7 protein-coding genes are annotated in these 7,470 nt (G+C 73.4%); 2 read left to right on the top strand and 5 right to left on the bottom strand.

What is annotated here, in order from left to right; translation table 11 throughout:
- Positions 1-83: 83 nt before the first annotated feature.
- The 3 genes from ABD308_RS35845 to ABD308_RS35835 all read right to left on the bottom strand — a co-directional run bounded on the left by ABD308_RS35845 (position 84) and on the right by ABD308_RS35835 (position 2,598).
- Positions 84-1,076, bottom strand: coding sequence for a malate dehydrogenase (locus ABD308_RS35845; RefSeq protein WP_344344294.1), 993 nt, complete (start codon positions 1,074-1,076; stop codon positions 84-86).
- Between the two features lie 202 nt (positions 1,077-1,278).
- A complete protein-coding gene (locus tag ABD308_RS35840; RefSeq protein WP_344344292.1) occupies positions 1,279-1,698 on the bottom strand; it encodes a DUF3017 domain-containing protein in 420 nt (139 codons plus the stop codon).
- A gap of 45 nt (positions 1,699-1,743) precedes the next feature.
- Entirely contained in the window at positions 1,744-2,598 is an 855-nt protein-coding gene (locus ABD308_RS35835; protein ID WP_344344290.1) for a bifunctional methylenetetrahydrofolate dehydrogenase/methenyltetrahydrofolate cyclohydrolase, read from the bottom strand.
- Between the two features lie 568 nt (positions 2,599-3,166).
- Here ABD308_RS35835 and ABD308_RS35830 point away from each other — a divergent pair.
- Complete coding sequence (locus ABD308_RS35830; protein WP_344344288.1) at positions 3,167-3,928, top strand: RDD family protein; 762 nt, start codon at positions 3,167-3,169, stop codon at positions 3,926-3,928.
- A 111-nt stretch (positions 3,929-4,039) separates the two neighbouring features.
- On the opposite strand, the gene purH is transcribed toward ABD308_RS35830, so the two are convergent.
- Together purH and purN are read right to left on the bottom strand one after the other, a co-directional pair.
- The gene (gene purH, locus ABD308_RS35825; RefSeq protein WP_344344286.1) at positions 4,040-5,620 is read right to left on the bottom strand and encodes a bifunctional phosphoribosylaminoimidazolecarboxamide formyltransferase/IMP cyclohydrolase; all 1,581 of its coding nucleotides are present in this window, start codon (positions 5,618-5,620) and stop codon (positions 4,040-4,042) included.
- A complete protein-coding gene (gene purN, locus ABD308_RS35820) occupies positions 5,617-6,276 on the bottom strand; it encodes a phosphoribosylglycinamide formyltransferase (RefSeq protein WP_344344284.1) in 660 nt (219 codons plus the stop codon). The genes purH and purN overlap by 4 nt, the downstream gene beginning before the upstream one ends.
- Positions 6,277-6,654: 378 nt before the next feature.
- Between purN and ABD308_RS35815 the strand changes: the two genes are divergently transcribed.
- A complete protein-coding gene (locus tag ABD308_RS35815) occupies positions 6,655-7,302 on the top strand; it encodes a hypothetical protein (protein WP_344344281.1) in 648 nt (215 codons plus the stop codon).
- The last annotated feature ends 168 nt before the right edge of the window (positions 7,303-7,470 follow it).

Below are 7,470 nucleotides of genomic sequence, written 5' to 3'. Positions count from 1 at the left end.
GCGAACGGGAAGACGACGAAGCTCGCGACGTGCACGCCGCGCCGCTGCCACCAAGGTCGGCGGGGCGCCGGGAACGCGGAGGCTCAGATGAGGCCGAGCTCCTGGACCGCGTCGCGCTCCTCGGTCAGCTCCTTGACCGAGGCGTCGATGCGGCCGCGCGAGAAGTCGGAGATCTCCAGGCCCTGGACGATCTCGAACGAGCCGTCCTTGGTGGTGACCGGGAAGGAGGAGATCAGGCCGGCCGGGACGCCGTAGGAGCCGTCGGAGACGACGCCCATGGAGGTCCAGTCGCCCTCGGCGGTGCCGTTGACCCAGGTGTGCACGTGGTCGATGGCGGCGTTGGCGGCCGAGGCGGCCGAGGAGGCGCCGCGGGCGTCGATGATGGCGGCGCCGCGCTTGGCGACGGTCGGGATGAAGTCGTTCTCCAGCCAGGCCTGGTCGCTGCCGACGGCCTCGAAGGCCGGCTTGCCGGCGACCTCGGCCTGGAAGATGTCCGGGTACTGGGTGGCGGAGTGGTTGCCCCAGATGGTGACGCGCTTGATGTCGGAGACCAGGGCGCCGGTCTTGGCGGAGAGCTGGCCGAGGGCGCGGTTGTGGTCCAGGCGGGTCATCGCGGTGAAGCGCTCGGCCGGCACGTCCGGGGCGTTGCGCTGGGCGATCAGGGCGTTGGTGTTGGCCGGGTTGCCGACGACCAGGACCTTGATGTCGTCCGCGGCGTGGCCGTTGATGGCCTTGCCCTGCGGGCCGAAGATGCCGCCGTTGGCCTGCAGCAGGTCGCCGCGCTCCATGCCCGCGGTGCGCGGACGGGCGCCGACCAGCAGCGCGACGTTGGCGCCGTCGAAGGCCACGTTCGGCTGGTCGGTGATGGTGATGTCGCGCAGCAGCGGGAAGGCGCAGTCGACGAGCTCCATGGCGGTGCCCTCGGCGGCCTTGAGGCCCTGCGGGATCTCCAGCAGGCGCAGGTTCACCGGGACGTCGGCGCCGAGCAGGTGGCCCGAGGCGATGCGGAAGAGCAGCGCGTAGCCGATCTGGCCGGCGGCTCCGGTGATGGTGACGTTGACGGGGGTGCGGGTCATTTCTACCTTCTCCAGCAAATCGCCAGGTGCCCCAGGCACGTCGGCGCGCTGGAGCCGAGGACGGTCTCTCGACATCGAGAGAACCGGCGTCAGGGTATCGCAAAGGGAAGCGTACGCCTCGGGCGCGGTCGTGACTGGTTGGTCACAGACGATGACGGCCCCCGCCCGGGAATGGGCGGGGGCCGTCCGTCGGCCTGCGGAACTACCGGCGCGGACGGCCGATCAGCTGGCCGATGTTGTCCAGCACCGAGAACTCCAGCCACGGGTTGGGCTGGGCCATCAGGGTCAGCAGCACGATCGCCACGCCCAGGAAGGTCAGCACGATCACATCGGTGAACCGGCTGCGCACGGCCAGCATGCCGACCTCCGGGAGCAGCAGCCGCAGCAGCGCGCCGAGCAGCACCCCGCCGCCGACGATCAGCAGCCCGTACTTGAAGCCGTCCTGGAAGTCGGCGAACCAGGTGACCGCGAGACCGGCGCCGACCACCAGCAGGACCACCGTTATCGGCCACTGCCGGACCGGCAGCGCGTGGTCGCGCCCGAGCGCGGCCGACGAGCCCTCGGGCGGCAGGGTGCCGGTGGTCTTGACCGGCCTGCGCCGGGTCCGCCGCGGTTCGGTCATGGCTTCCCGTCCTTCGGGATCGTCGTTCGTCGATCGGGGTGGGGGTCAGACGCCGGCGCGGCGCTCGGCCGCCACCACGATGTTGTTCAGCAGCATGGCGCGGGTCATCGGGCCGACGCCGCCGGGGTTCGGGGAGATCCAGCCGGCCACCTCGGCCACGCCCGGGTGGACGTCGCCGACGATCTTGCCCTCGCTGCGGCTGACGCCGACGTCCAGCACGGCCGCGCCGGGCTTGACGTCCTCCGGCTTGACCAGGTGCGGCACACCGGCGGCGGCCACGATGATGTCGGCCTGGCGCAGGTGGTGGGCGAGGTCCCGGGTGCCGGTGTGGCAGAGGGTGACGGTGGCGTTCTCGCTGCGGCGGGTGAGCAGCAGGCCGATCGAGCGGCCGACGGTGACGCCGCGGCCGACCACGACCACCTCGGCGCCGTCGATCGCCACGTCGTGGCGGCGCAGCAGCTCGACGATGCCGAGCGGGGTGCAGGGCAGCGGGCCCTCGATGCCCAGCGCCAGGCGGCCGAGCGAGGTCGGGTGCAGGCCGTCGGCGTCCTTGTCCGGGTCCATCAGCTCCAGGACGGGGTTCTGGTCGAGGCCCTTGGGCAGCGGCAGCTGGACGATGTAGCCGGTGCAGGTCGGGTCGGCGTTGAGTTCGTGGACGACGTTCTCGACGTCCTCCTGGGTGGCGGTGGCGGGCAGCTCGCGCTGGATGGAGGCGATGCCGATCTCCGCGCAGTCCCGGTGCTTGCCGTTGACGTACCAGCGGCTGCCCGGGTCGTCGCCGACCAGGACGGTGCCGAGGCCGGGCACGACGCCCTTCGCCTGGAGGGCCGCCACCCGGGCGGCGAGTTCGGACTTGATCGCGGCCGCGGTGGCCTTGCCATCGAGAATCTGGGCAGTCATGACCCCATTCTCCCGGATCCGGGGCGGCGTCCGTGCCACCGGTCCCCGGGCCGGAACGGGCCGGCGGCGGGGCGGGCGCGCGGGGGTCGCGGGGCGGCCGCGGCGTGGCCGGAGGAGCGGGGGCGGGACGGCGCCGGGGGTGGACGAACGGGTACGGAGCGTCCGGGTCGTATTGCGGTTGCGCCACAGTCCGGTCCGACGCGCGGGCGCGGCTGGACAGCGCCCCGCCGGGCGTCCGACGATATGCGGGCACTCCCCGCCGCATCCGGCCCGGTGACGGGCCGACGGACAGACCCGGCGGGGGCGTACCCGGGGGAAGAACGAAGTGAGCCGACCAGACCGCACCGCGCCGACGACCGACCGACGACGCGGCACGCCCGCCGACGTGCCGTCCCGGCCCCCGTTCGCCCGCTTCCCACGGCCCTGAGCGGGGCCGCGCACCCGGCCGTGCACGCTCCCGGTGTCAGTGCGCTCCGCTAACGTCCCGTCCGACCGGCCACCCGATCCGCCGGTCCGTCCCGGGTCCTCTGTCCCGTCCCCACCTGTCCCCATCTGCCCGGAGGCATCGATGAGCTACCCGCCCGACCCGAACAACCCGTACAACCAGCCGCAGCAGCCCCAGCAGCCGCCGCAGCCCGGGTACGGCTACCCCCAGCAGGCCCCGCCGGCCGCCGGGTACGGCTACCCGCAGCAGCAGCCCCAGCAGCCGCCCGCCGCCGCGTACGGCTACCCCCAGCAGCAGGCGTACGGGTACCAGCCGATGCCGGGCACCATCCAGGCGAACAACGGCTACATCAACATCGCCCAGCTCGGCACCGTGAAGCTCGCCACCATGGGCCAGCGCTTCCTGGCCCGGCTGATCGACTGCCTGGCGGTCGGCGCCGTCATCGCCCTGGTCATGGCGCTCGGCCTGGCCGGCGCGCTCGGCATCGTCAAGGAGACCGACGACTGCTCCCAGTACTCCTACGGGAGCATCAGCTACAGCGACTGCGTCCAGCAGCAGAACGACGCCGCGGCCGGCATCTTCGCCACCATGATGATCATGGTCGCCGTGCTGGGCGTGTTCAACCTGCTCTACGAGTGGCTGATGGTCTCCTTCGTCGGTGCCACCCTGGGCAAGATGGCCATGGGTCTGCGCGTGGTCAAGGAGAGCACCGGCCAGAACCCGGGCCTGGGCGGCGGCTTCATCCGCTTCATCATCCCGATCGTCGGCGCCTTCGTCTGCTACATCGGCGCGCTGCTGGTCTACCTGTCGCCGTTCTTCGACAACTCCGGGAAGCTGCAGGGCTGGCACGACCGTGCCGCCGGCACCCTGGTGATCAAGAAGTAACGCGCGCACGACGGAACGACGGAGCGGCCCGGCCCCCTCGGTGGAGGGAGCCGGGCCGCTCCGTCGTTCCGTCAGCCGGTCAATGGATCAGCGGACCGGCGCATCGGCCGATCAGTGGAAGAAGTGGCGGGTACCGGTGAAGTACATGGTCACCCCGGCCTCGGCGGCGGCCGCGATCACCTCTTCGTCGCGGATCGAGCCGCCCGGCTGGACGATCGCCCGGACACCGGCGGCGATCAGGATCGCCGGGCCGTCCGCGAACGGGAAGAAGGCGTCGGAGGCCGCGTACGCGCCCTTGGCCCGCTCGCCGGCCCGCTCGACCGCGAGCTTGCAGGAGTCGACCCGGTTGACCTGGCCCATGCCGACGCCCACCGAGGCGCCGTCCTTGGCCAGCAGGATCGCGTTGGACTTGACGGCCCGGCAGGCCCGCCAGGCGAAGGCCAGCTCGGTCAGCTCCGCCTCGGACAGCGCCTCACCGGTGGCCAGCGTCCAGGTCGCCGGGTCGTCGCCCTCGGCGTGCACCCGGTCGGCGTCCTGGAGCAGCACGCCGCCGGAGACCGGGCGCACCTCCTGGCGGTTGGCCGGGGCCTCGGGGGCCAGCAGCACCCGCAGGTTCTTCTTGCGGGCCAGCACCTCGACGGCGCCGTCCTCGTAGCCGGGGGCCACCACGACCTCGGTGAAGATCGGGGCGATCTGCTCGGCCAGCGCCACGGTGACCGGGCGGTTGACGGCGATCACGCCGCCGTACGCGGAGACCGGGTCGCACTCGTGCGCCTTGCGGTGCGCCTCGGCGACGTCGGCGCCGGTCGCGATGCCGCACGGGTTGGCGTGCTTGATGATCGCGACGGCCGGCTCGGCGTGGTCGTACGCGGCGCGGCGGGCGGCATCGGTGTCGACGTAGTTGTTGTACGACATCTCCTTGCCGTGCAGCTGCCGCGCACCGGCCAGGCCGCCGCTGCCGTCGGTGTACAGCGCGGCGCCCTGGTGCGGGTTCTCGCCGTAGCGCAGCACGTTCTGGCGCTCGAAGGCCGAGCCGAGGAAGGCCGGGAAGGCGTCCTCGGTCTCCGTGTAGCCGGACTCCTCGAACCAGTTGGCCACCGCGACGTCGTAGGCGGCGGTGTGCGCGAAGGCCTGGGCGGCGAGCCGCTTGCGGGTCAGCAGGTCGAAACCGCCCTGCTGGACGGCGGCGAGCACGTCCTGGTAGCGGGCCGGGTCGACCACCACGGCCACCGAGGGGTGGTTCTTGGCGGCGGCGCGGACCATGCTCGGGCCGCCGATGTCGATCTGCTCGACGCACTCGTCCGGGGTGGCGCCGGAGGCGACGGTCGCCTTGAACGGGTAGAGGTTCACCACGACCAGGTCGAAGGGCTCGACGCCCAGCTCGGCCAGCTGCGCGCGGTGCGACTCCAGGCGCAGGTCGGCCAGCACGCCGGCGTGCACGCGGGGGTGCAGCGTCTTGACGCGCCCGTCCAGGCACTCGGGGAAGCCGGTCAGCTCGGAGACCTCGGTCACCGGGACGCCCGCGGCGGCGATCCGGCCGGCGGTGGAACCCGTGGAGACGATGGCGACCCCGGCGGCGTGCAGGCCCTGGGCCAGCTCCTCCAGGCCGGTCTTGTCGTACACGCTGATCAGGGCGCGCCGGATCGGCCGGACGTTCTCGGAGACGGGAGTGGTGGTGGGAGCGGCGCTCATGCCGGAATCCATACCTTTCGGTCCTCGATGCGGTGACCTTCGCGGGCCAGCCGGCCCACGACGTCGACGAGCAGCTTGCGCTCGACAGTCTTGATGCGCTCGTGCAGCGCCTCGCCGCCATCGGCGTGGTCGGCGTCGAGGACCTCCACGACGCCCTGCGCGATGATCGGCCCGGTGTCGACGCCCGCGTCGACGAGGTGGACGGTGCAGCCGGTGACCCGCACCCCGTACGCCAGCGCGTCGGTGACGCCGTGGGCGCCGGGGAAGGCGGGCAGCAGCGCGGGGTGGGTGTTGACGATCCGTCCGGCGAAGGCCTCGATGAACCCGGGGCCGAGGATCTTCATGAAGCCGGCCGTGACGACCAGGTCCGGCTGGTACGCGGCCACGGAGGCGGTCAGCGCGCGGTCCCAGTCCGCGCGGTCCGCGTGGTCCTTCACCCGGTGCACGAAGACCGGCAGGCCGGCGCGCTCGGCGCGCTCCAGGCCGGCGATGCCGTCGCGGTCCGCGCCGACGGCGAGGATCTCCGCGCCGTACGCGGGATCGGCGGCGGCGTCGATCAGCGCCTGGAGATTGGTGCCGGAGCCGGAGACCAGCACCACCAGACGGGCCGGTCCGGGCGTGCGGGGCGGGAAGAGCTGAGCGGGGGCGGCGGCCACTGCGCGATTCTCCGTAGGTCGGGCGCCGTACGCTGGTACGTCCACCGGTGGTGGGGCCACTACGAACGGCAGGTCGAGCGAGGGGGAACTCCTGGAGAACCCGCCGCGACGCGGGCGCCCGGGGAACCCGTGGGAGCTGCTGACCGTCACCACCATAACGGCTGGTCGGACGGCCTCCGAAACACCGTCGAGGGCTACGCGCGTAGCTGAGACGGGGATCTCGCCGGGCCGTCCCCGGGCGTCCCGCCGGTCCCACCGGACCCCGGCGGTACCCGACGACCGGCCGTCCCGGACGCGCCCGGAGCCCCCACAGGGGCCTGCGGGATCATAGGGTGGCGCGGGCACCCGCCCCACCGACCGAGAAGGAATGGCTGAACCATGAGCAGCGGTGACGACACCGGCGAGCGCAACCCCTTCGCGCCGCCGCCGGCGGATGCCCCCGACCAGCCGTGGCGACCGCGCGCTCCGCACGCCTCCGGCGGGTCCGACCGCCCCGAGGGCCAGGACGACGACCAGGACGAGCGCCCGCTCGTCCCGCCGCCGCACCCCTGGAGCCCCGGCTACCAGGGCGGCGGCTGGCACCCGCGCCCGCCCGCGCCGCAGCCGCCCCGGCTCGACCCGGGCGACCCCGCCCAGCGCAAGGCCCGCAACGCCGCGCTGGCCGGCATGGGCGCGCTGGTCTGCGCCTTCGCCTCGCTGCACTACGTCGCCCTGTTCGTCGGCGCGCTCGCCATCGTCTGGGGCGTCTCCGCGATGCGCGCCCCCAGGCCGGCCGCCGCCGACGCCACGGCCGCCGCCCCGGCACCGGTCGGCCCCACCGCGCCGAACCCGCTCACCCCGGCCGCCCTGGCCGGCATCCTCACCGGCGCCATGACGGTGGTCTTCGTCTCCTCCGTCCTCGGCCTCGCGCTGTACTACAACGACTACGTCACGTGCGTGCAGGACTCCCTGACCGCCAGCGGCGCCGACGGCTGCGAGCGGCTGGCGCCGCAGTGGTACGTGGACATCACCAAGCAGAGCGAGTAGCCGCCCGCCGTCAGTCGCCGGCGGGTCGGACCGGGTCGGCGTTCCTCGCGCCGGCGGGGGTGCCCGCGAGGCGGGCGACGGCGGCGTGCGCGCGGGCACGCAGGAGGAGTGCACCCCGGCGCGCGGTCAGGGCGAGCGCCCCGGGTGGCGCGAGCGGGGCGCGGCCGG

This window comes from Kitasatospora putterlickiae (genome assembly GCF_039527695.1).
Lineage (GTDB): Bacteria > Actinomycetota > Actinomycetes > Streptomycetales > Streptomycetaceae > Kitasatospora > Kitasatospora putterlickiae.
This window is presented reverse-complemented; position numbering and strand designations above follow the sequence as displayed.